Genomic DNA, 21557 nt, shown 5'->3' on the forward strand with positions numbered 1-21557 from the left:
TATCTAAAACTATTATAGCCTCAAAATAAAAAATGTCAATGTCTAAAATTCTTTCTTTTCTATAATACGAATACTGAAAAAATGAGAAATACCCAAAATAACAACTGCTAATCCCATACTCAATACTAAAATCTGCCAGTCTGAAACGCCTGCCAAAAACCATTTTATCCCTCTGAAATCAAAGGAAAGCCTTTGGAACATTTGTGTTGCAAGATAACACAAAGCAATAATACTTAAAAAAATGCCCAGAAAAACAATTTTTCCTTTATCACTTCCATATTTTATCTGAATAGGAATCATTAATGCCAAAAAAATTGCTAAAAATATCAGAAAATATCCGCAAAATAGAAGCCATTGAAAAATATCCATTTCCGGCGTTTTTATCCATTGCAATATAGTAGCCGCTGCTGCGCTTAAAAGAAATCCTATTCCTCCTGTAAAAAATCCCAGAAAATATTTTTCCTTTACATACTCCTTGCGGGAAATCGGTAATGTCAGGAGAAAAGGCAGCCCATTTTCATATTCGTCATAGCTAATCGTTCCCATAGTCAAAGTGCAGCAGATAAATGGTATATATCCCATTAAAAAACTACTGTTTATTCCCGTTATCATTAAAAATATTACAGTAAAAAAGATAATACTCAAAATCCTTTTATTATTTTTCATTAAAGCAATATCTTTTATAAATAACCCTTTCATACTCTTTCCCCCTTAATCATTAAGGTAATTACCTCATCTATGTTTCCTTTTTCCATTGTATAAGAAGGATAATTTTCTAAATAAAACTGTTTTTGATTTGTCAAACAGGAATATCCCCAGTTCTCCTTCTTCTTTCTCAGTAAATAATTCTTATCCAGATTATCATACTGATCAAAAGAAACTTTCAATAATCCATACTGCCCAAGTAAAGTATCTATTTCCTCGTGAAGTACCACCATTCCCTTATCAATCATATACAAATCATCACACAAGCCTTCCAAATCTGTTGAAATATGAGAGCTGATTAAAATAGTTCTGTTCTCATTTTCCTCCATGTATTCTCGAAGCATAGAAAGCAAATCCTCTCTTGCCAGAACATCGAGACCTGTCGTCGGCTCATCTAAAAGCAAAAATTCTGCTTTATGAGAAATTGCTGCCAAAATTTTCAGTTTTGCTTTCATTCCTGTGGAAAACTCTTTGATCTGTTTCTTTAAAGGTAAATGATAACGTTCACAGTAATCCAAAAACATAGCTTTATCAAATTGTGCATACATATTTTCCAATATTTTTATCACATCCTGAACAGTCAGATAACCGCTAAATCCTGACTCAGCCAATACAATTCCCAATTTTTCCTTATCTTGATTGGAAAGTGTTTTATAATCCTTTCCGAAAATTTCTATTGTTCCACCATCAACGGAAATCAAATTTAATATTCCCTTAAAAATAGTACTTTTTCCTGCACCATTTGCTCCTATAAGCCCTGTAATACAGCCTCTGGGGATTTCAAAAGATACATCCAAATGAAATAAATCGTAGGACTTCTTAAAATCTTTAATTTTCAACATTATTCTTCATCCTCCATAATCATTTCAAACATAGCGCGGATATCCTCATTGGAAATACCATATCTCTTCCCTTTTTGAATAATATTTTCCAAATCCGTCTCCAACTCCCGTCTTCTTTCTTCTGCCTTGGCAGCAGTATTTCCTGCTGCTACATAAGTGCCTTTTCCATGGACTGTAACAGTAAAACCCTCCTGTTCCAGATTGTCATAAGCTTTTTTTACAGTAAGAGCACTTATTTTTAATTCTTTTGCTAAAGAACGCACAGAAGGCAGAATTTCATCTTCCTTTAATTCTTCATTTAAAATCAGTGTTTTTATTTGTTCCATGAGCTGTTCATAAATCGGTACCATCGATGAATTATTGATTATAATCTTCATTGTTTCCCTCCTGTCACAAACAGTATATAACAATATATAACTGTTTGTCAACTGTTATATACTGTTATATATAAAACTTTATATCTTTCAATGTTAAAAACAGAAGAAGAGCTGCCGTACTTTTTTCCATACAGCAGCTCTTCTTCTGTTTTTATCTGATAAAATTAGTTTTTATTTTCTCTTCTGGTTCCGGTTTCTCAATACCCGCATTTTTCCCTGCTTCCAGACATTTTAAAACCCATGCCATGTTTGTACCTAAAGTTCTCATAATCTGAAGGCCTTCTTCATCCTGCATAACTTCTTCCGGTGTATTTCCATGAACCATATTCCAGTAATTAGATGAAATTACAGGCATCTGGAAAAACTGGAAATATTTCGTAAGAACCTCTAAAGTTGCAGTTGTTCCGGCACGTCTTGCTGACGCAATGGCTGCTGCCGGTTTATAAAGCATGTGCTTTCCTGCCAGAGAAGACAGCTTATCCATGAATTCTATAATCTGCCCTGTAGGAGATGCCCAATATACAGGAGAACCTACAATCAATCCATCTGCTGCTTCCAGTTTCTTTGCAGCTTCTTTTACATTTTCCATATCAGCATTGCCGGCTTGAAAAATTTCTGTTTCTATTCCCTGCTTATTTAACGATTTTGCAATCTGATTTAACGCAGTAAAAGTACAGCCTTCTTTTCTGGGACTTCCGTTTAATAATAATACTTTCATTCTATTATTCCCTTCCTTTCCTCTTTCTGTTCTTATTATACTTCAAATCAGTTTTCATTGCTATATTAATCTGTGTTATATCTGCATTAAAACTGTCCGACGCAGTACGATCCTCGCAAAATGTTTTTATTGTATAGGACGCAATTTCCTATGAAAGAAAAATATTAAGCATATTGTTTTCCTCTCTGTAAATGCCCTGCTGCAATATCTTTATATGCCAAACCGTACTTTGAAAATGATGTCTTAAAAATATGTTCTTGTGTAAGAATTTGACTCATCCAAAGAGGAATACCTCCTGAAGTTTTAATTTCCATAAGTGTCTGATTTTCTTCTAATAAAGGATTTCCATAAACAGAACTTCCCAGTGAAAAATCTTCTCTGCGATATAAAATATTTTCATCAAAAGTAACTCGAAAATCAGAACCATCTTTCATATAATATGCTTCTCTTTCGTATGAAAGAAAAACAGAAGGACGTAAATGTCCGTAATACTCTCGAAAATATTCAATTTCATCTCCTATTTGAGATTTTACCGGCAAAGGCGTTTCATCTTGAAAACTTTTCATCACTTCATTTTCAGAAAGTACCAGTCTTCGTTTATACACAACGGATTTATATTTCTTTTTTAATTCTACAAAAACTAAGTCTTCCGGTCCTATGGGACGATAACTGCGTATTCTAAGTTTTTCTTTATAGACAGGTTTTTCTAAAGAGCGCCTGATTAAGCGAAAGTTCTCTGTATCCAAATAAATATTCCGTATAGTACACCTTCCGTATTTATCTAATTCCATATAAGCTGCCATACCTTGAAGAATTTTTTCTTTTTCCTGTGCAGACAACAAATACTTTAATTCATATCGTTTAAATGTCATTTGATATGCCATAAAATTCCTCCTGTTTCCCTTAAAAGTTTTTCTATTTTTCATGACATAGTATAAGACATTAACCTTAATCAAACTTAAAATGAAAATAAATTCTTCAAATTATTTTATCGTAACTGGAAATATAGCTGTAACTTTCAGAGATTTCTCATCTTCAGTCATTGCAGAAATCTTTCCTTTATGGGCAGTTACTGTGGCTGCTGCAACTGATAAACCAATACCATATCCACCTGTTTCAGAATTTCTTGATTTATCTGTTCGATAAAAACGATCAAATAAGTGTTCTGTCTCTTTTCGCGAAATAAATTCTGTGGTATTGTAAACAGAAAGATAAATATGATTTTTTTGTTTTTCCAATGTTAGTAGAATTTCCCCTCCCTCGTCTGAATATTTTATAGCATTATCTAAAAAAATGCTAACTAATCGACGAATAGACTTTTCATCCCCCAGCATGGATATCATCGGTTGTATTTTACTTAAAATCGTCTTATTCTGTGCTTTTGCCAACGTTTCAAAATTCCCTGCTGTTTCTTCCACTAAATCAGAAAGAGGAAATTCCAACATAGGAAGTTTCATTCCATCTTCTTCCATACGGGCTAATAAAATCAAATTATTTGTCAAATCTGCAAGTCGTTTTGTCTGATTTTGTATATCATGAAGCCATTCGTTTTCTCCTAAATCCATTCCTAAAACCTCTGCATCCGCATCAATAATTGTCAAAGGCGTTTTTAATTCGTGACCGGCATCCGTTATAAACTGCTTTTGTTTTTCATAATTTTCTAAAAAGGGCTTTACAATATATGAAGATAAAAAAATCATTAAAAAACATACTGCCAAAAATCCCAAAATACATACTGCAGCTCCCGTTCCTAAAAACATCCAAAAAGTATTTAAACTTCTTCCGCAATCCAGAAAAATAACACGTGTCTCTGTTTCTGAAGAATATAATAAATATCGGTAATTTCCAACAAACCCCTTGTTCTCTCCCTTTTCCCAGACTTCCTGTGCGTATTCTATAATTGTATCCTCATTCACTGTAGCAATTTTTCCTGCTTCTACAGAAAGAATGTCTCCTTCCGTATTTAAGACAGCCGAAAAATACCGCGACTCATAAGGCAATTCAGGAGAAAACAAAAGATTTTTTTGCGGAAGTTTTCCCTGTGGTTTTGGCGGTTCCATGTTCTCTCCCTTTTCCGGAAATTTTCCATTATTCTCTTTTAGTATTGAAAGTACATGATCCGCGTCTGTAACAAGTTTATTGTAATTCAATATTCCTATAAAGCTCATAAGTATAAACAGAACAATAAAAAGAGAGAACATAGACACAAAAATTAATTTTTTTCGTAATTTTTTTATCATTTAACTTCCTCCAGAGAATACCCCAAACTTCTGGTTACTTTAATTTGAATATTTGCATGTAATGCAGCCAGTTTCTTTCTCAAGTAAGATATATAAACCCAAACCACATTAATCTCTGCTTCGCTGTCATAACCCCAAATTTTTTCCATAAATCTTTCTGATGAGATAAGGGTATCTGGATTACTCATCAAAAGCTCCATCATTTGAAACTCCTTATTGGCCAAGCGAAAACTTCCTTTCGGCGTAGAAAGTTCAAAAGTTGCACGATTTAAAACAACATTTCCCAATTGCAGAGTAGAACTGCTTTGCCCTGTTCGTATACGTGTCATGGCACGTATTCTCGCTAGTAATTCTTTTGAATGAAAAGGTTTTGCAAGATAATCATTCGCACCTGCATCCAATCCTTCCACCTTATCATCAACTTCTGATTTTGCCGTCAGTAATAAAACAGGGATTAAATTGCCCTTCTTGCGAATTTCTTTTAACACCGTAATCCCATCTACTTTTGGCATCATAATATCAAGAATAACTCCATCATAATTATCTGCCTCTAAGTATTCTAAAGCAGCCTGCCCGTCATAAACAGCATCTACCGCATAATTGTTTCTTTCCAAAATTGCAGTAAGTGCTTTTGAAAGTGCTTTTTCATCTTCTGCAAGTAATAGTCTCATTTTCCATTCCTCCAAAAATTTCTGTGTACTGATTATACTACAAAAACTTTAAACAAACTTAAAAATTTGCAAAAAGAGCTGCTGCATTTTTTCACGCAACAACTCTCTTTTCTCTATTCCATATAACCGCCATTCATTGGAGAAACTGCTTTATCAGCAAATTGTTTTAAAACACCTTTTTCGTATTTATTCTTCCTTGGCTGCCAATTTTTCTTTCTTTTCTTTAAAATCTCTGCAATTTCCTCTTCCGTCTTTTTCTTGCCATTCACTCCCACAATCTGGAGAATGCGGTTTGGAATACTGATTTCAATCAAATCATTTTCCTCCACCAGGGCAATCGGTCCTCCCTGTGCAGCCTCCGGTGAAATATGTCCGATTGCAGGCCCTTTAGAAGCCCCAGAAAATCTTCCATCTGTTAAAAGAGCAATACTTGCACCTAATTCTGCATCTGATGCAATTGCCTCTGTGGTATAAAACATTTCCGGCATTCCACTTCCTTTTGGTCCTTCATAACGAATGATTACTGCATCACCCGGCCGAATTTTATGTGTCAGCACTGCCTCAATAGCATCTTCTTCGCAGTCGAAAGGTTTTGCTCGAAGAACAGCATTAAACATTTCTTTTGGAACAACTGTATGTTTTACAACTGCTCCGTCAGGTGCCAGATTTCCTTTTAAAATAGCGATACTTCCATCTGTTCCAAAAGGTTTTTCAAAAGGACGAATAATATCCTCTCTTTTTAAATTCCACTTATCCAGATATGTCTGACATTTATCGTAAAATCCATTTTTCTTTAATTCTTCCAGATTTTCACCTAAAGTTTTACCTGTAACTGTCATAACATCCAAGTGAAGCATATCTTTAATTTCTTCCATAATTGTAGGTACTCCACCTGCATAATAAAAGAACTGAGCAGGCCACTCTCCTGCCGGACGGATATTTAACAAATAATGTGCACCTCTATGCAGACGGTCAAATGTTTCACCATCAATGTCAATGCCGAATTCTTTTGCAATAGCTGGAAGATGAAGCAATGAATTAGTAGAACCTGAAATTGCTGCGTGTACCATAATTGCATTTTCAAAAGATTTCATTGTTACGATTTTATCCGGCGTCAGGTTATTCTTTGCCAGCCAAACAGCCTGTTTTCCTGCTTTCCGGGCAAATTCTCTTAAATCCTTACTAGTTGCCGGTAATAGAGCACTTCCAGGCAGCATAAGACCTAAAGCTTCTGCCATAATCTGCATAGTAGAAGCAGTTCCCATAAAGGAACATGCTCCACAAGATGGGCAGGCATTGTGTTTATAAAACTCCATTTTTTCTTTTGAAATTTCTCCTCTTTCACACATAGCATTATACTTTCCTATCTGCTCCAATGTTAAAAGATCAGGTCCCGCATCCATAACACCTCCGGTTACAATAATCGAAGGAATATTAATTCTTCCCACTGCCATTAAATGAGCAGGCATTCCTTTATCACAGCTGGCAATAAATACTCCTCCATCAAAAGGTGTTGCATTTGCATGAATTTCAATCATATTTGCCATCATATCTCTGGAAGGCAGAGAATAATTAATTCCATCATGCCCCTGAGCTTCTCCGTCACAAATATCTGTACAGAAATAGCGTGCTCCAAATCCACCTTCTTCTGCAATTCCTGTTCTGGCTTCTTCTACTAACTCTAACAAATGTCCGCTTCCGGGATGACTATCCCCAAATGTGCTTTCAATAATAATCTGAGGTTTTGATAAATCTTCCAGCTTCCATCCTGTTCCCAAACGAAGCGGATCTAATTCCGGTGCAATTTTTCTTAATTCCTGACTTTTTAAACTCATAATAATCTCCATTCCGCCGCCAAGTCGGCGGCACAAATAGTAATGAAAGTCTTTTAATCCCCCACGTTACTGATAAAATAATTGTTAAAGAAGTTATACTACAAAGCACGGGGAGGTGAGTCGTAAAGACTTTCTTCGGTTTTAGACAGCATAATAATCAGTGTGAGTTCCATCTTTCAAGCACAAATAAGTGGCTCTTTTAGACCGTACAGTAAGAATTGTTTTAACTTCTCTGTTAAATGTGTGGTGGAGCAGTCAATGGCTTCTTTATCTCACTTTGAAAGGAGTTTTGACCATGAAAGTTGTTTATCAAACCTGCTGTGGCGTCGATGTTCACAAATCTTTTCTCGTTGCCACAATCATTAAAACCATTTCCGGAGTAGAACCTTCTTACCAAAAGAAACGTTTCTCCACCTTCAACAATTCGATCCTGCAATTCAAAAATTGGCTGATTGAAAACCAATGTCGGGATGTCTGTATGGAATCTACCGGTAAATACTGGGTTCCTGTATTCAATCTCTTGGAAGACGATATCAACGTCACTATTGCCAACCCCAAATGGGTAAAAGCAGTCAAAGGTAACAAGGATGATACAAAAGATTCCAAATGGATTGGGGATTTGTTTCGATTAGGTCTGGTTCCTGGGAGCTATATCCCTTGTAAACCAATCCGTATCTTGCGTGAATTCACAAGATATCGTTACAAGTTGACTTCCTGCCGTACCAGCGAAAAGAACAGATATCAGAATGCGCTTACTGTCTGTAATGTCGCATTAGATTCGGTTGTTTCCGATATCTTTGGGAAATCAGCTACATCTGTTATTGACTACCTGATTGAACGATCCGACAATTCCATCAACCACGAAGAAATAGCTTCCAGACTTCTCCGTTCCCTAAAGAAAAAGTCTGACAGTGTCATTGAATCCATCGAAGGGTATCAGATGACCGATTCCCAAAAATACCGTATGCGCCTCGTCCGCGCACATCTGGATTATATCACATCTACAATCAATGATATAGACACTATGCTTGATTCTTTGATTGCCCCTTATGAAAATGCTGTCCAGTTACTGTGTACCATTCCGGGTGTTGACCGTAACAGTGCAATTACTGTTATCTCCGAGATTGGTACCGATATGACTCCGTTTTCTAATTCCAAACGCCTCTGTTGTTGGGCAGGACTGACTCCCGGCAACAATGAATCTGCTGGTAAGAAGAAATCTGTCAGGATAACACGTGCCGGTGTCTACCTCAAACCTGCATTGGTGCAAGTCGCTCATGCAGCCGTGAAATCCGACAAGTCTCCTTACTATAAACAGAAATATGAACGTATTATGAAGCGCCGTGGTAAAAAACGAGCCATTATTGCCATCGCCCGGATGATTCTCACTGCTATCTATCAGATGCTGTCCACTGGTGAAGCGTGGAATCCGACCGATTTATACAAGATTGATATACCTGAACCTTTGAAAGAAAAGCAAAAGGAAAAGGCTATCAAACAGGCTAAGAAACTGCTCATCAGAGAAGGAATTCTTTCTGAATCACAATTAGCTTCCTAGCTTTTCAAAATAATAATTTTTCAAAGGCTGCCATAAGACAGCTTATTAAAGTACGCCATTTGTTGGCTGTCCTCTACTTTCTTTCACAGTAGTTTCCTCCTTTAAGCAAAAATAGAAATTACTAATCCAAGAACAAGTCCTGTTATTCCAATTAATGTCTCCATAACAGTCCATGATTTTAATGTTGTTTTTTCATCTATCTCCAAGAATGTCCCTACAAGCCAAAATCCAGCGTCATTTACATGACTTAATGCAGTAGCTCCGCCACAGATAGCACAGCATAAAGCTGCACGATAGAGCATAGAACAATCTGCGATTGCCGGCATCGCAGCCATAATTCCGGATGCCATAGTCATAGCCACAATGGAACTTCCTACAGCTGCTCTTACTAAAAAAGCAATAAAAAATCCGATTAAAATCAATGGCATTCCACTTTTTTCCAATAATGGTCCAATCATTTCTCCTAAACCTGAGTCCTACAGCATCCAGCGGATAACTCCTCCACTGGCAATCACAAGCAAAATCATTCCCACCGGTTTTAAAGAGCGATCCAATACCATTTTCAATTGTTTTCTGTCGTATCCCATTCTGGTTCCCAGAAGGTACATAGCTGCTAAAGTTGCTATGGTTAATGCCACAAATGGCTCACCTAAAAACTGCAGCACAGCAATCACCTGTTCAGAACTTAATAAATATGAAGAAATGGTACTAAGTAAAATTAATACAATAGGAATGGCAATAACTGTAAAAACAATTCCAAAAGAAGGCAGCTCTTTTTTCTCTTCATCCAGTTCTTTTACTGTTTCCGGGAGGTTTGTAAAAATTTTATTTCCAATAACTTTTCCCCATACAATTCCTGCTATCATTGTAGCGACAAGAGCGACAGGAATACCGACTGCAATCATAGTTCCTAAATTTACACCTAAGACATTGGCAACTAAAACAGAACCTGCAGACGGCGGAACAAAGGCATATCCCGAAGCCAGTCCGGCCAGTAAAGGAATTGCATAATACAACGTAGACTTCTTTGTCTGTTTTGCTACATTAAAAGCAATCGGCACTAAAATAACAACTCCTGCTTCAAAAAATACAGTTGTACCAATAACAAGCCCTGTAAGCCCTAAAGCCCATCCGGCTTTTTTTGTACCAAATTTTCTAATCAATGTCTGCGCAATCTGCTGTGCACCACCACTGATTTCTAAAATTCCTCCAAACATGGATCCAAGTCCAATTAAAAGTGCAATACCCTGCAAAGTTTTTCCAACACCCTTTTCCACGGTTTCACTAATCAACTGTAAAGGCATCCCTGCGCCAATACCAATGACAATCGCAGAAATCATCATAGAAATAACCGGATGCAATTTAAATTTAATAATCAAGAATAGAAGTAATGCAATTCCAACAATAGAAGCAATCATTAAGCGTGTTGGATCTGCCTGAAATACTGGTTCCATTATTTGCTTCCCTCCTCCTTATAGAAATTTTTCTTCTTTAAAATACATCTGACCATTTTATTGCTTTTTCCTTTCTAAAGTTCAATTTTTTATGTATTCCCTTAAATACATCTGATGATTTTATAATAAAATTTTTATTTCAAAAAATCAATCCGTAATATTTAACAATTTATTATGGTTCTATAATAAATGTTGGGGTATGGTTTATTTCCATATTCCCATCATTTATTTTTTGCGCTAAAATAAAAGAAAAACCTCCCAGCACCCACACATTACTATCAGACACTAGGAGGTATGAACTATTCATAATCATTGTATCAATCAATTACTAAATTTGGAAGGGGTAATTGTAAAAAAAATTATTCATGCGGACTCTTTTGTTAAAATTTATCTCGAAACCAAACCCTCACAACAAATTTGTCCCCACTGTGGTGCTTCCACAAAAAAAATCCATGATTACCGTTCCCAGACAATCAAGGATCTTCCCCTCCAATTGAAACATTGCTATCTTGTGCTCAGAAAGAGAAGATATACCTGCAGCTGTGGGAAACATTTTTATGAGAAGTATTCTTTTTTACCACGCTATTTCCAGCGTACCTCCAGGCTGACTGCTTTTCTTGCAGACTCCCTGCATAAAAATCAAAGTATTAAGGAGCTTTCTCTCTCTGCCAATGTTTCCCCTTCTACCGTTCACCGGGTTTTGGATACGGTTTCCTATTCCCGCAGGAGGTTTCCCGAAGTCCTTTCTATTGATGAATTCAAAGGAAATGCGGATACCGGTAAATACCAGTGTATTTTGACAGATCCCATAAAACACCGCATTTTGGATATCCTCCCCAACCGGACACAGGGGCATCTGGCTGTTTATTTTTCTTCTGTCCCAAAAACAGAACGGTATCGTGTAAAATATTTTGTATGCGACATGTGGACTCCTTATACGGAACTGGCAAAAATTTATTTTCCCCATGCCAAGATTATCATTGACAAATATCATTTTATCCGGCAGGTTACATGGGCAATTGAAGGTGTCCGCAAAAGACTGCAGCGTTCCATGCCTTCTTCCCTGCGGAAGTATTACAAAAAGAGTAAACGTCTCATCCTTACCAGATACCAGAAGTTAAATGAGGAAAACAAAAAAGCCTGTGACCTTATGCTGCTTTATAACGATGACCTGCGCAAGGCACATTTCCTGAAAGAAAAATTTTATGATATCTGTCAGGACCACAAATATTCCCGGCAGAGAAAAGATTTCTTTGACTGGATAAAAGCAGCTGAGACTTCCGGTCTGGTGGAATTTGAAAAATGTGCCAGAACCTACCGGAACTGGGCAAAAGAAATCCTTCATGCTTTTAAATATCCACATATCACCAATGGACCAACAGAAGGATTTAACAATAAGATAAAAGTTCTGAAACGTATTTCCTATGGAATTCGAAAATTTGAACGTCTCAGAACTCGTATTTTTCTTGTAACAGACAATTAAAAACAAGGTGGGTGCTTGAAGGTTTGTTTGCCATGCCATAAATTTGATTTTTTCCATGCAAACAAAAAAACACCTCCAAATACAGCTATGGAGCGGAATTCAGGAAATCCCGCCCCAACTATTGACATAGAACCTTTATTATCTGTTTTTTTATGTATTTTTACTATTTGACATTTATTTTTTTGTATTTTATCCTATAATGGTAAATTTTTAGTAAAAGAAGGAGATAAAATGATATGATGAATTCTACAACTGATAATGAGAAAAGTTTACCTGAAAAGTTATCTGATGACATCGTGTCTTACATTTTAAATAATCATCTAGAACCGAATGATAAATTACCAAATGAGTCGATACTTGCAGAAAAAATGGGAGTTGGACGTAGTTCTATCCGTGAAGCCATGAAATTATTAGCTTCAAGAAACATTGTAACTATTCGACAAGGTTCCGGTACTTATATTGCTTCCTCTCCGGGAATTATCAATGACCCTCTTGGATTTACATTTATAGAAAATAAGCAAAAGCTTGCTGAGGATTTATTATCCGTACGTTTTCTTCTGGAACCTTCTATTGCAGGAATGGCTGCGGCAAATGCATCGGAAAAAGATATTGAAAAAATTTCCCAATTATGTAAAGAAGTTGAAACTTTGATTTTAAGTGAAAAAAATCATACAGAAAAAGATATTGAATTTCATACTGCTATTGCTATGAGCAGCAAAAACCTTGTGGTTCCACGTCTTATTCCTGTTATCAACAGTTCCATTCCTCTTTTTATACAATTAACAAACAGCAATCTAATACAGGAAACCATAGAAACACATAGAGATATTACAGAGGCTATTCGAAATCATGATATTATTCGTGCCCAAGATGCAATGTATCTTCATTTAGTATACAATCGCAAAAGAATTTTTAGTTAAACAAATTATTTTTATAAAGGGTATGGCATTTTATATTTTTTTATTCTGCCACACCCTGTTCTTTTATATTACTAGAGAAGGCGCCGTATAAACGCGAGCTTTTAATTCATTATCTAACATATAAAGTCCTTTAGGATCTGTTCCAAACAGCTCCATCTTTGTAATTAAATCATGAGCATTTGTTTCTTCTTCGCCCTGCTCTTTAATAAACCAATCTAAAAACTGCATAGTTCTGAAGTCTTTCGCCTTTTGAGCAGCGTCATAAATCGTATTGATTAATCCTGTTACATATTCCTCATGAGCTAATCCTGCTTTCAAAGGATCCATTAAACTTTCCATAGGAATTTCCGGTTTATCAACGGCTTCCAAAACAACTCTCACATTGTTATTCTGAAGATACTTTAAAAATAACATAGCATGATCTCGTTCTTCCTACGCCTGCACCATATACCAGTTAGAAAATCCATCCAATCCTTTATTTTTATAAAAATTCGCAAAATCAATATATAAATATGCAGAATAAAATTCTTTATTGATTTGAGTATTAATTAATTCTGTTACTTTCACATCTAACATCTTTCCATCTTCTTTCTTTTACTTGCTATATACAGTCACACTATATCCCAGCTGGAAAGTCTCCTCCGGTTTTAATGTAACAATATCCGGTTTCTGAGAAATTTCCTCTTTAAACCCATAGTTGTCGCATCTTCCCATCCAAGGCTCCAGACAAATATAAGGCGCTCCCGGAAGACTCCAAATACCAAAATTTGTAAATCCACTACAATCCATCATAATATATGGTGTTCCATCCGGATAGCCAATTCCCACACAAGATAACTGTGAATTGTCAAAAATTAGTGCATCATGATCAAACATATGCTCTGTAATATTGCATCCTTCATATTCTCCGTAAGGCTCTAAAGGAAGCTTATATGTTTTCTTCTCATCAGCAGTACCTGTCATTCCATACACTAAGCAATATTCCAATTCTCCTTTATTCTTAAATAACAATTTATAATCTGTCTGGCAAGTATCTTCTAAAATTGGAACGTTAAATCCAGGATGTCCTCCAATGGTAAAATACATAGTATCTGCATTTTTATTCTCTACTTTCCAGATTACATCTAACTTTTTATTCTGAATTCTATATGTAATAGTTAATGTAAAAGAAAATGGGTAATATTTTTTTGTTTCCTCTGTTTCCTGAATTTGGAAAGACAGAGTGTCCTCTGTTTCTTTAACACAGGCAAATTCCATATCTTTGGCAAACCCATGCTGAATTGCCTCATAAACTTTTCCGTTATAAAGATAATGATTTTCATGATGACGTCCTACGTTTGGAAATAAGATAGGAGATCGACGAGCCCAAAATTTTGCATCTGCAGTCCACAGAAGTTCCTTTCCCATCTCTTTATCAAAAATGCTTTGCAGCTCAGCTCCTTTTTTACATACTTCTACTTTCAAGTATTGATTTTCGATTGTATACATAGCTGACTCTCCTTTTTTTCTACTTGTACAACTTATACTCTTTTTAGTTTATCACAGTAAATATATATATACAAGGCATTTCCCCCCTGATTTATTAATCTATTGTATCTTGTCCTATTTATATTTTTTTCAAAATAGTATTTTACACTACATCTATTCAATTATTCTATACACTACAGTAAACTTATGAATCAAAGAGGTTCTTATATTGTACCATTTCATATTCTTTAATTTCATCAAATCGGCTGGCTTCTTCCCATGTATACCAATTTCCTTGAAAATCCTTTACTCCAAATTGATTGATCACAGGAAATTTTTCATACAGATTTCCCAAATATTGTTGATATGTATTTAATGGTAATCCTGCAGTTTCCATTAACAAAGTTTGCAAATAGTTACAACTTATATTTTCATAATCCTTTTCTTCTATGTCAAAATTTGCATATATTAAAAATGGAGTCTGATATTTTCTTGCCTTTTTTTCTATTTCTTCTCCACTTCCCGATTCTAACAGCAATTCCGTCATTTCTTCCTCAATAACCGGGAGATGGTCTCCAAACATGCAGATAACAGTCGGTTCTTCACATTGTTCATAATAATCAATCAATTCTTTAAAAGCCTCATCTGACTTTTTTACTAAATTCAAATATTCTTCCGTTTTCGGGTATTCTCCCTCAGGATCTAAAATTTTAATTGTTTTTTCTATATCATCAGATGTATACCCACCATGATTTTGCATAGTAACATTAAAAATAAAAACTGAATCATTTGTTTCCTTGGCTTTTTTATAACGTTCAATGACTTCTTTATAATTAGCTGAATCTGACACTTTATCTCTAATTAAATCTTTCTGATTATAGTCATCAATATACAACGCTTCATCAAATCCAAACATAGAATACACATTACTTCTATTCCAACCACTTTTTTCATATGGATGCATAAATATAGAATAATAGCCCATTTGATTTAAATACTGTCCAAGATTATAAGTATCTTCTCTTACATAGTTCTGATATGCCATCACTCCTGACGGCATAAAACTATATGAAAAACCAGTTATAAATTCAAATTCCGTATTAGCCGTCAATCCTCCCCACACAGGTACTGACAAATTTCCACGAATTACATTGTTATCCATGCCTTGAAAGTATTCCAAACATTTGCCATTTAGCTTTAACGCATCAAATCTTTCCAAATCACTTAGCGATTCATTCATTATAACTATAATATCTGGAAAATCCTCTTTTGCAGTTTTTAACATACTATGATTTTCTTTATAGTGTTTTGCTCCCTCTTGTTCGATATAATTGGCCATTTTTTTCGTATAATTCTCAGGTTTTTCTGCTTTTAAATAAGAAAAACTTGCAACAAAGTCCAATAAGCTACCATGATCTTTTGCACTCTGCGCCAATTCCCAAATATAGGGTTTTAAATTCTTTTTTTCTATAAATGACTGATTAAATACAGTAAAAAAAAGAGTTATACAAAGAACACCTGTCAGGATCCTTAAACCAAGTTTGTTTATATTCAATTTTTCTTTATAGTCTATATGAAAAGCAAGAAAAATAAGCATTATACTAACCAGTAAAATAGTACTTCTATCTTCTGTAAAAAGATATTCATACCCTCCCGCTACATTTTATAGTGGTTCAGTTGTCAAGACAAAAATCTAAGGTTTTTATAATGAACTGATATGATTGGTAGTTACCTGGAATCAGAGAAAAGGTCCCTGATCCGTATATGCATTAAGCTACATACGGCAGAAGCATTGCCGGATAGTAGCATTCAGCTGGTGTTTTATAACCAAGGGCAGAATGGCATCGCTCAAAGTTGTATGTGTGAATATAGCGACCAATAGCAGTTCTTGCTTCCTTGATGTTGTTGTATTGCGTCAGATACGCTTCCTCATACTTGAAGCTGCGAAACCAACGCTCAATCATGATATTGTCAGCCCAGCGACTTTTTCCATCCATGCTTTGACGGATGCCATTTTCTTTCACAAAGTCAATGTATCGCTGGCTTGTAAACTGACACCCTTGATCTGAATTTAAAATCTGCGGTTTTGCTGTTTTAAATGCCTTTTTAAGAGCGTTAATAACCATTCTGGTATCTAGGGTATCATCAACTTCCCAACCAACGATACAACGACTGTACCAGTCAATAACAGCAGTTAAATAAAGAAATCCGTGCTTGATTGGAATGTAGGTAATATCAATGGACCATGCCTGATTCGGAGCATCAATTACGGCATTTTGTAGAAGATATGGACATACTTTGGCCTGTTGCATACGCTTAGAAAGATTCATTTTAGGATAAATAGGACAAATATCCATTTCATTCATATACCGACGTGCTTTGCGGCGTCCCACATGATATCCCCTGTTTTTCAGCTGTGCCGACATTTGCCTTGCTCCCCAAGTTGGATTGTCTGTATGCAGATGATCAATAATCGCTTTGCATTCCAACTCTTCTTCTGAGACGGGCAAGCTTTTATAATAAATGCTTGTACGGTTAATATCGAGCAGTTTTGCTCCAACAGAAGCAGGGAGTTCTTTAGTCGTCAAAAGGTTTCGGACTAAATTTACTCTCGTAGTCTGGTCCACAAATTTCTTCAGATTTTTTTTTGAGCCAGTCAACCTGCATTGTTAACTGACCAACCTTTTTCGCATACTCTGCTTTCTCTTTGCGTTCTTCGGCAAGCTTTTCTTTGAGATTTTCTTCACGCTTGTCATCAAATACAGCCGAAGCATTATTCAGAAATTCTTTCTTCCAATTGCGAAGCAGGTTTGGTTGGATATTATTTTCAGTTGCCAGGGTGTTGAGATCTTTTTCACCCTTAAGTAGCTCAATTACTAGGTCTGATTTAAATTTGGCACTAAAGTTTCTTCTTTGTCTGGACATAATTATGAATCCTCTCTTTCATACTGAATTTAGTATATCAGATTCATTAAAAAATGTCCGAAAAAGTGTCTTAATTTATGAGACCATTATATTTACTGCTGTTTTTATCGAAAAAACATCTGAAATTCTAATGGAATTTCCTTTAAATTCATTAACAAAACTATTTGTAAGCGCTATAATACAAAACAATGCGCTTCCCATCATTATCGATACTCTCACACTGTTAGAAAAAAAATAAATCAGTAAATATATTGTTAAACAAATCAAATAATTCAAAGCAATCACTAATGTTTGCATAGAACTTATCTTGTTTCCAACGCCTTTTTCTATACACCCAAAACTAACTAGAGGAGAAAATACTATCATAAAAAAAGCGAAATAACCATTCCATTTTTCTGCTAATTGTATTTTAATTCCACAGATAGCACATAACAGTATATCCCAAATAATCCAATATCTTATATTACTTTCAAACGTTGCATATGTTTTTGGTAACAACTTGTACGTTACCAAAAAAAGAAATATGCCTACAAGAGAAAGAATAGCTCCCTTACGACTGATTTCAATTTTTTCTAATATTTTTTTCTTATCAACTAAAAAATCCATTATCATATGTACTCCTATCCTTTACTAACGTTCTACATTATACGACATAATAATGGATTTTTCAATGTAGTTTCATTATAGTTAATAAGCTCTCACCCTTACTTTATCTCCGATGAATAATATGGAACACATAAATATGCACCTTCATAAATTAAATCTTCTGATAAATGATTAATTTGTTTTACTTCTTTAATGTATTCTTCCACAGAAGCATATTCCTCTGACATATATTCTTCAGCTATTTCCCACAAACTGCTTCCCTTTTCAATTTCTATACTGGTGTAATATTTATGCCGAACAGAATTTGGTGTTCCTGCATTCGCTATATTTGATGTCTGAAACAAAAGAAATACAAGAAATCCTATTGCCAGAACTGCAATAAAAAATCCTTTTGCTCCAACTTTTTCTTTTCTTACTCTTTTATTCATACCATAATCCTCCTAATCTGCCGCAATTACGAACATTTGTTTGTCATGAATTTATAATACTATAAGAACGTACGTTTGTCAACATTTTTCGAACACATATTCGATAAAATACCGAACACATATTCCGAATATTTGTTTGCATTATCAAAAAAAATATGATATGATTATTGCATAGTATTACATTTTAGTTTCTTAAAATGTATCCCGGAGGTACGATGTATGGAATATGGAAAGATTAGTCAGAAACAATCTGAAATTTTAGAATATATGAAAAATGAAATTTTAAACCGGGGATTTCCCCCTTCTGTAAGAGAAATTTGTGAAGCAGTGCATTTAAAATCTACTTCTTCTGTACATTCTCATTTAGAAACTTTAGAAAAAAATGGTTATATCCGCAGAGATCCTACAAAACCAAGAGCTATTGAAATTGTAGACGATAACTTTAATCTAGTACGTCGTGAGACTGTAAATGTTCCGATTGTCGGAAAGGTTTCTGCCGGTCAGCCTCTTTTAGCAGTGGAAAATATTGATGGATATTTTCCTATTCCTTCTGAATATATGCCTAATAATAAAACTTTTATGCTGGTTGTTCAGGGAGATAGTATGATTAATGCAGGTATTTTTGATGGTGATTATGTAATTGTGGAACAGCAGCCAACTGCTGAGAATGGTCAAAAGGTTGTAGCTCTCGTAGAAGACTCCGCTACTGTAAAAACTTTTTATAAAGAAAAAGAACATATCCGACTCCAGCCGGAAAATGACACGATGGATCCTATTATCATAGAAAAAGACCAATTTTTCCAAATTTTAGGAAAAGTTATTGGCGTTTTCCGTTTTATGCGTTAATCTGAAAAGTAAGTTCTTTTAAAAATAAAGAACTTACTTTTCTTTTTCCATAATATAATTTGTTAATGCAATTCCTTTTCGAAAAACCTGCTGCTCTTTTATTAAAAGATATCCTCTTTTTTCAAAAAACGGCCTTGCTGTAATAGAAGCATGGGTTACAATCTTTGTTGCAGATACTGCATTTTCCAGTTTTTCACAAAGTGCAGTTGCAATTCCTTTTCCCTGAACATCTTTATGTACGTAAAGTCTGTCTAAATAACCCGTCCTGTCAATATCGCCAAAACCCACAATTCTATCTTTCTCTATAGCTACAAAACTATCATGTTCTAAAAAAGAAGCATTCCATCTTTCCATGTCAACTTCTCCCGTAGCCCATACATCCAGCTGCTCTTTCGTATAATCTTTACAATTCACAAAATGAACTGTGTCATAAAAAAGTTTTGCCAACTCTTTACAATCTTTTTCCTGATATTTTCTAATCATCATAACTTTTTATTCCTTTTCCTATGCAATAAGAAACAGAACAGCAAAATGATAGAAACTCACCTTTACTGTTCTGCTATATTTTCTGCGCTTAGTTTAATGCTTCTCTTTCTACGATTTCACCATCTCTCCAAATGCGTTCTAAATCATAGAATAAACGATTTTCTTCATCGAAGATATGAATAACAACATCTCTGTAATCCATCAATATCCAATTCGCATTCTGATAACCCTCTAACTGTTTCGGCTCCACACCGGCTTTTCCCAGCACTTCATTCACATTGTCTGCCATTGCCTGTACCTGATTACGGTTCATTCCACTTGCAACAATGAAATAATCTGCCAGTGAAGATACTTTTTCAATATTGATAATCTTAATATCCTGTGCTTTCTTATCTTCCATAGCTTCACAGGCTATACGTGCGATTTCTTTACTGTTCATGCTTGCTCAATCCTTTCTGTTTTTTCCCAAGGTGCAATGTTTCATAATAATAAAAAGCCTTTTGCGTTGCAGGATCTATCACTTTTGTATTTCTTTCCAGATAGCTTAAACTATCCTTCAAAATATAATACATACATTCATCCAGATCCATAAACGCTATCTTTCTTACCCATGACAAATGAGGAGCTTTATCCCTGCCAGGCTCAATATAATCTGCAATATACACAATCTTCTCCAAACTTGTCATATTTTCTTTTCCGGTTGTATGCCATCGAATTGCAGAAAGCACTTCAAAATCTGATACCCCGTACTGTTCTTTTGCAATATGCGCTCCCAGCTTTGCATGAATTAAAAATGTATTTTGTTTCTCAGATGGTGAAAGCTCAATATTATTTTTCATACAAAGCTTCAGCTTTTTTTTATTGGAAATACATTTTGCACAATCATGAAGAAGACCGGCAATCTGCGCCTGCTCCATATCTACTCCATGTGCCATCGCCAGCGCAGACGCTGTATACATAACACCCAGCGTATGAATTAGACGATTTTTATCTAAATATCTCTTCAGCTTTTTTTCAATTTCAGCAAAATCATATTTCATGCTTATCACAATCCTTATATATATTATTTTCTCTGATGTAAGAAGCCACTTCATCAGGTACATAATAAATAATAGGGTTTCCCTCAGCAATTCGGGCACGAAGATCTTTCGAAGCTATATCTATAGTTGGAGAATTCATTTTTTCAATTTTCCCCTGATATTTTTCTTTCAAAAAAGAAATCCGGCTATTTAACTGCTCATGGCTTGTGTGGTTTCGAGTTGCCACAAGAACCGTACATGCTTGTAAAATTCTCCCAGGTTCTTTCCATTCTTCAAAATCATACAAAGAATCTGCACCTAGAATAAAATAATAATCTGCATCCGGATTTTGTCTTTTCAGCTTTTCCAGAGTTTCATAGGTATAAGTATAAGTTGTTTTATCCATTTCTTCTAAAGATAATTCGAAATGAGGATTTGATGCAATAGCTCTTTTTACCATTTCCACCCGCTGCTGATTACTGGCTCTGTCTTTACGATTTTTCTTATGAGGCGGATTACCGGCCGGCATAAATAGTATTTTATCTAGCTGAAATTGCTCATAGGCAATTTCTCCTAAAATCAAGTGCCCTATATGAATAGGATCAAAAGTTCCTCCCATAATTCCGATCTTTTTCCTGTTCTCCCACATAGCCAACCCTCTTTTAATATTCTTTTTTAAGGAAGAAAAATCTTCTTTTTGTTATCTTTTCCTTCTTTATATAAAACAATTTTCTTACCAATAACCTGTACAACCTGAGAACGTGTACGTTCTGCTAAAACTGCAGCGATTTCTTTTGGATCATCCATACAGTTCTGAAGTACACTGATTTTTATCAGCTCTCTTGCTTCTAAAGCCTCTGACACTGCAGCTGTATTTTCCGGTGTCAGGCTAGATTTACCAATCTGGAAAATTGGTTCCATTGTCATGGCAAGACCTTTTAAATAAGCTCTTTGTTTGCTTGTCATATTCCTCTCCT

The 21557-nt window shown here is 35.2% G+C and carries 23 protein-coding genes and 2 pseudogenes; 4 read left to right on the forward strand and 21 right to left on the reverse strand.

Annotated features, from left to right (window positions below):
* Window positions 1-42: 42 nt before the first annotated feature.
* The 8 genes from BQ7352_RS11310 to ilvD all read right to left on the reverse strand — a co-directional run bounded on the left by BQ7352_RS11310 (window position 43) and on the right by ilvD (window position 7388).
* Window positions 43-699 (reverse strand): ABC-2 transporter permease, encoded by a 657-nt coding sequence (locus BQ7352_RS11310; RefSeq protein WP_072449328.1) that lies wholly within the window; start codon window positions 697-699, stop codon window positions 43-45.
* The gene (locus tag BQ7352_RS11315; protein ID WP_072449329.1) at window positions 696-1547 is read right to left on the reverse strand and encodes an ABC transporter ATP-binding protein; all 852 of its coding nucleotides are present in this window, start codon (window positions 1545-1547) and stop codon (window positions 696-698) included. Before BQ7352_RS11315 ends, BQ7352_RS11310 begins: the two co-directional genes overlap by 4 nt.
* The gene (locus BQ7352_RS11320) at window positions 1547-1924 is read right to left on the reverse strand and encodes a GntR family transcriptional regulator (RefSeq protein WP_072449330.1); all 378 of its coding nucleotides are present in this window, start codon (window positions 1922-1924) and stop codon (window positions 1547-1549) included. The genes BQ7352_RS11315 and BQ7352_RS11320 overlap by 1 nt, the downstream gene beginning before the upstream one ends.
* 151 nt (window positions 1925-2075) lie before the next feature.
* Window positions 2076-2642, reverse strand: coding sequence for a flavodoxin family protein (locus BQ7352_RS11325; RefSeq protein ID WP_072449331.1), 567 nt, complete (start codon window positions 2640-2642; stop codon window positions 2076-2078).
* A gap of 164 nt (window positions 2643-2806) precedes the next feature.
* The gene (locus BQ7352_RS11330; protein WP_072449332.1) at window positions 2807-3526 is read right to left on the reverse strand and encodes a polyphosphate polymerase domain-containing protein; all 720 of its coding nucleotides are present in this window, start codon (window positions 3524-3526) and stop codon (window positions 2807-2809) included.
* Between the two features lie 99 nt (window positions 3527-3625).
* Window positions 3626-4882, reverse strand: coding sequence for a sensor histidine kinase (locus tag BQ7352_RS11335; protein WP_072449333.1), 1257 nt, complete (start codon window positions 4880-4882; stop codon window positions 3626-3628).
* The gene (locus BQ7352_RS11340; protein WP_072449334.1) at window positions 4879-5553 is read right to left on the reverse strand and encodes a response regulator transcription factor; all 675 of its coding nucleotides are present in this window, start codon (window positions 5551-5553) and stop codon (window positions 4879-4881) included. The genes BQ7352_RS11335 and BQ7352_RS11340 overlap by 4 nt, the downstream gene beginning before the upstream one ends.
* Before the next feature lie 113 nt (window positions 5554-5666).
* Window positions 5667-7388 carry a dihydroxy-acid dehydratase gene (gene ilvD / locus BQ7352_RS11345; RefSeq protein ID WP_072449335.1) on the reverse strand — a complete coding sequence of 574 codons (1722 nt, stop codon included), beginning with the start codon at window positions 7386-7388 and terminating at the stop codon, window positions 5667-5669.
* A 295-nt stretch (window positions 7389-7683) separates the two neighbouring features.
* On the opposite strand from ilvD, the gene BQ7352_RS11350 reads away from it, so the two are divergent.
* Entirely contained in the window at window positions 7684-8946 is a 1263-nt protein-coding gene (locus tag BQ7352_RS11350; RefSeq protein WP_072446909.1) for an IS110 family RNA-guided transposase, read from the forward strand.
* A 101-nt stretch (window positions 8947-9047) separates the two neighbouring features.
* On the opposite strand, the pseudogene BQ7352_RS11355 reads toward BQ7352_RS11350, so the two are convergent.
* Window positions 9048-10400, reverse strand: a pseudogene (locus tag BQ7352_RS11355) (GntP family permease).
* A gap of 301 nt (window positions 10401-10701) precedes the next feature.
* Between BQ7352_RS11355 and BQ7352_RS11360 the strand changes: the two are divergent.
* A complete protein-coding gene (locus tag BQ7352_RS11360; protein ID WP_072449336.1) occupies window positions 10702-11883 on the forward strand; it encodes an ISL3 family transposase in 1182 nt (393 codons plus the stop codon).
* Window positions 11884-12119: 236 nt separating this feature from the next.
* A complete protein-coding gene (locus tag BQ7352_RS11365) occupies window positions 12120-12803 on the forward strand; it encodes a FadR/GntR family transcriptional regulator (protein ID WP_072449337.1) in 684 nt (227 codons plus the stop codon).
* 63 nt (window positions 12804-12866) lie between these two features.
* Here the strand turns inward: BQ7352_RS11365 and BQ7352_RS11370 are convergent.
* From BQ7352_RS11370 to BQ7352_RS11400, 7 genes and pseudogenes are all read right to left on the reverse strand, one after another.
* Window positions 12867-13379, reverse strand: a pseudogene (locus BQ7352_RS11370) (ferritin).
* A gap of 18 nt (window positions 13380-13397) precedes the next feature.
* Window positions 13398-14291, reverse strand: a complete 894-nt coding sequence (locus tag BQ7352_RS11375; RefSeq protein WP_072449338.1) for an aldose 1-epimerase family protein — start codon at window positions 14289-14291, stop codon at window positions 13398-13400.
* A 184-nt stretch (window positions 14292-14475) separates the two neighbouring features.
* On the reverse strand, window positions 14476-15867 hold the full coding sequence (locus BQ7352_RS11380; RefSeq protein ID WP_072449339.1) for an LTA synthase family protein: 1392 nt from the start codon (window positions 15865-15867) through the stop codon (window positions 14476-14478).
* Between the two features lie 172 nt (window positions 15868-16039).
* On the reverse strand, window positions 16040-16897 hold the full coding sequence (locus BQ7352_RS11385; RefSeq protein ID WP_083429900.1) for an IS3 family transposase: 858 nt from the start codon (window positions 16895-16897) through the stop codon (window positions 16040-16042).
* Window positions 16848-17195 carry a transposase gene (locus tag BQ7352_RS14910; RefSeq protein ID WP_072449340.1) on the reverse strand — a complete coding sequence of 116 codons (348 nt, stop codon included), beginning with the start codon at window positions 17193-17195 and terminating at the stop codon, window positions 16848-16850. The genes BQ7352_RS11385 and BQ7352_RS14910 overlap by 50 nt, the downstream gene beginning before the upstream one ends.
* Window positions 17196-17270: 75 nt before the next feature.
* Entirely contained in the window at window positions 17271-17801 is a 531-nt protein-coding gene (locus BQ7352_RS11395) for a hypothetical protein (protein ID WP_143143395.1), read from the reverse strand.
* 98 nt (window positions 17802-17899) lie between these two features.
* Entirely contained in the window at window positions 17900-18229 is a 330-nt protein-coding gene (locus BQ7352_RS11400; RefSeq protein WP_072449342.1) for a LysM peptidoglycan-binding domain-containing protein, read from the reverse strand.
* Window positions 18230-18448: 219 nt separating this feature from the next.
* On the opposite strand from BQ7352_RS11400, the gene lexA reads away from it, so the two are divergent.
* Window positions 18449-19075 (forward strand): transcriptional repressor LexA, encoded by a 627-nt coding sequence (gene lexA / locus BQ7352_RS11405; protein ID WP_072449343.1) that lies wholly within the window; start codon window positions 18449-18451, stop codon window positions 19073-19075.
* A gap of 33 nt (window positions 19076-19108) precedes the next feature.
* On the opposite strand, the gene BQ7352_RS11410 is transcribed toward lexA, so the two are convergent.
* The 5 genes from BQ7352_RS11410 to yhbY form a co-directional block, all read right to left on the reverse strand.
* Window positions 19109-19561: a GNAT family N-acetyltransferase gene (locus tag BQ7352_RS11410; RefSeq protein WP_072449344.1), complete on the reverse strand. Its 453-nt coding sequence runs from the start codon at window positions 19559-19561 to the stop codon at window positions 19109-19111.
* An 88-nt stretch (window positions 19562-19649) separates the two neighbouring features.
* A complete protein-coding gene (rsfS, locus tag BQ7352_RS11415; protein WP_072449345.1) occupies window positions 19650-20000 on the reverse strand; it encodes a ribosome silencing factor in 351 nt (116 codons plus the stop codon).
* Complete coding sequence (gene yqeK, locus BQ7352_RS11420) at window positions 19990-20601, reverse strand: bis(5'-nucleosyl)-tetraphosphatase (symmetrical) YqeK (RefSeq protein ID WP_072449346.1); 612 nt, start codon at window positions 20599-20601, stop codon at window positions 19990-19992. Before yqeK ends, rsfS begins: the two co-directional genes overlap by 11 nt.
* Window positions 20591-21229 carry a nicotinate-nucleotide adenylyltransferase gene (gene nadD, locus BQ7352_RS11425; protein ID WP_072449347.1) on the reverse strand — a complete coding sequence of 213 codons (639 nt, stop codon included), beginning with the start codon at window positions 21227-21229 and terminating at the stop codon, window positions 20591-20593. Before nadD ends, yqeK begins: the two co-directional genes overlap by 11 nt.
* A 26-nt stretch (window positions 21230-21255) precedes the next feature.
* A complete protein-coding gene (yhbY, locus tag BQ7352_RS11430) occupies window positions 21256-21546 on the reverse strand; it encodes a ribosome assembly RNA-binding protein YhbY (protein ID WP_072449348.1) in 291 nt (96 codons plus the stop codon).
* Window positions 21547-21557: the final 11 nt, after the last annotated feature.

Origin of the sequence: Blautia sp. Marseille-P3201T, from assembly GCF_900120295.1 — a bacterium.
In the GTDB taxonomy this organism is placed as follows: domain Bacteria; phylum Bacillota; class Clostridia; order Lachnospirales; family Lachnospiraceae; genus Blautia.

Bases quoted from the DNA above. Each gene is read 5' to 3' on its own strand.
- BQ7352_RS11310 (WP_072449328.1), bottom strand. From the start codon at position 699: ATGAAAGGGTTATTTATAAAAGATATTGCTTTAATGAAAAATAATAAA.
- BQ7352_RS11315 (WP_072449329.1), bottom strand. From the start codon at position 1,547: ATGTTGAAAATTAAAGATTTTAAGAAGTCCTACGATTTATTTCATTTG.
- BQ7352_RS11320 (WP_072449330.1), bottom strand. From the start codon at position 1,924: ATGAAGATTATAATCAATAATTCATCGATGGTACCGATTTATGAACAG.
- BQ7352_RS11325 (WP_072449331.1), bottom strand. From the start codon at position 2,642: ATGAAAGTATTATTATTAAACGGAAGTCCCAGAAAAGAAGGCTGTACT.
- BQ7352_RS11330 (WP_072449332.1), bottom strand. From the start codon at position 3,526: ATGGCATATCAAATGACATTTAAACGATATGAATTAAAGTATTTGTTG.
- BQ7352_RS11335 (WP_072449333.1), bottom strand. From the start codon at position 4,882: ATGATAAAAAAATTACGAAAAAAATTAATTTTTGTGTCTATGTTCTCT.
- BQ7352_RS11340 (WP_072449334.1), bottom strand. From the start codon at position 5,553: ATGAGACTATTACTTGCAGAAGATGAAAAAGCACTTTCAAAAGCACTT.
- ilvD (WP_072449335.1), bottom strand. From the start codon at position 7,388: ATGAGTTTAAAAAGTCAGGAATTAAGAAAAATTGCACCGGAATTAGAT.
- BQ7352_RS11350 (WP_072446909.1), top strand. From the start codon at position 7,684: ATGAAAGTTGTTTATCAAACCTGCTGTGGCGTCGATGTTCACAAATCT.
- BQ7352_RS11365 (WP_072449337.1), top strand. From the start codon at position 12,120: ATGATGAATTCTACAACTGATAATGAGAAAAGTTTACCTGAAAAGTTA.
- BQ7352_RS11375 (WP_072449338.1), bottom strand. From the start codon at position 14,291: ATGTATACAATCGAAAATCAATACTTGAAAGTAGAAGTATGTAAAAAA.
- BQ7352_RS11380 (WP_072449339.1), bottom strand. From the start codon at position 15,867: ATGCTTATTTTTCTTGCTTTTCATATAGACTATAAAGAAAAATTGAAT.
- BQ7352_RS14910 (WP_072449340.1), bottom strand. From the start codon at position 17,195: ATGTCCAGACAAAGAAGAAACTTTAGTGCCAAATTTAAATCAGACCTA.
- BQ7352_RS11395 (WP_143143395.1), bottom strand. From the start codon at position 17,801: ATGGATTTTTTAGTTGATAAGAAAAAAATATTAGAAAAAATTGAAATC.
- BQ7352_RS11400 (WP_072449342.1), bottom strand. From the start codon at position 18,229: ATGAATAAAAGAGTAAGAAAAGAAAAAGTTGGAGCAAAAGGATTTTTT.
- lexA (WP_072449343.1), top strand. From the start codon at position 18,449: ATGGAATATGGAAAGATTAGTCAGAAACAATCTGAAATTTTAGAATAT.
- BQ7352_RS11410 (WP_072449344.1), bottom strand. From the start codon at position 19,561: ATGATGATTAGAAAATATCAGGAAAAAGATTGTAAAGAGTTGGCAAAA.
- rsfS (WP_072449345.1), bottom strand. From the start codon at position 20,000: ATGAACAGTAAAGAAATCGCACGTATAGCCTGTGAAGCTATGGAAGAT.
- yqeK (WP_072449346.1), bottom strand. From the start codon at position 20,601: ATGAAATATGATTTTGCTGAAATTGAAAAAAAGCTGAAGAGATATTTA.
- nadD (WP_072449347.1), bottom strand. From the start codon at position 21,229: ATGTGGGAGAACAGGAAAAAGATCGGAATTATGGGAGGAACTTTTGAT.
- yhbY (WP_072449348.1), bottom strand. From the start codon at position 21,546: ATGACAAGCAAACAAAGAGCTTATTTAAAAGGTCTTGCCATGACAATG.